The organism is Rhizobacter sp. P2_H2, from assembly GCF_056403375.1.
The window spans coordinates 1-755 of record NZ_JBFUFP010001673.1; the positions used below are offsets into that span (position 1 = coordinate 1).

A 755-nucleotide genomic window follows, 5' to 3' on the forward strand; every position below is an offset into this window, starting at 1 on the left:
TCCCTCCGATGAAGACATTGAGTTTCCCCAGCTCGAGCGTCTGCTGGCGAATGGACTTGTAGTTCTCGATCGACAGTTTTTCGAGCTGGCGCATGGTGCAGCGGGTGAGCGCGAGGTGGGTCGGCGGATGGTACAGGCCGGCATGCCGGACGGGAGGCGTCCCCGGGGTCGCCATGCATTTGACCTGAATTTGGTCAAAGATCGCGCTTGCCGCGCCGAAGTGACGTTCTTAGCATCCGTCCCAAGGCGCTCGGCCCGGACGTTCCGGCCCGAAGACGACCACAGATGGGCCGACCACGGCTGCAAGGAGACAAGCAAGGTGATCCGCTGGGACGATCTGTCGCCGGGTGAACTGGCCGTGCTGGAGACCGTGTTCTGGTCGGCCAGCAGCTCGCGCAGCGCGCTGGCCGCCGCATCCACGTTCTCGAAAAGCAAGGCCAACGCCGCCGTCGCCGGGCTGGTCGAGCGCGGCCTGCTGGAAGAGATCGGCCTGCAGGCCTCGTCCGGCGGGCGCCGGCCCGAGGCGCTGCGCATGAGCCGCGCGGTCGGCGTGCTCGCCTGCATCGACCTCGGCGCGACCAGCCTCGACGTGGCGATCCTGTCGCCCGACATGGGCGTGCTGGCCCACCATGCCGAGCCGGCCGACGTGCGCGCCAGCCCGGCGGTGCTGCTGTCGCGCATCCGCGAGCTGCTGCGCGAGTTGCTGCAGCACTGCGGCGCGACCCGCAAGGAGGTGATCGGCATCGGCATGGGGG

General features: G+C 68.6%; 1 pseudogene. It reads left to right on the forward strand.

Annotated elements, in window-relative coordinates:
* Nucleotides 1-319: 319 nt before the first annotated feature.
* Nucleotides 320-755: pseudogene (locus tag AC1D15_RS35530) on the forward strand (transcriptional regulator); the annotation flags it as partial.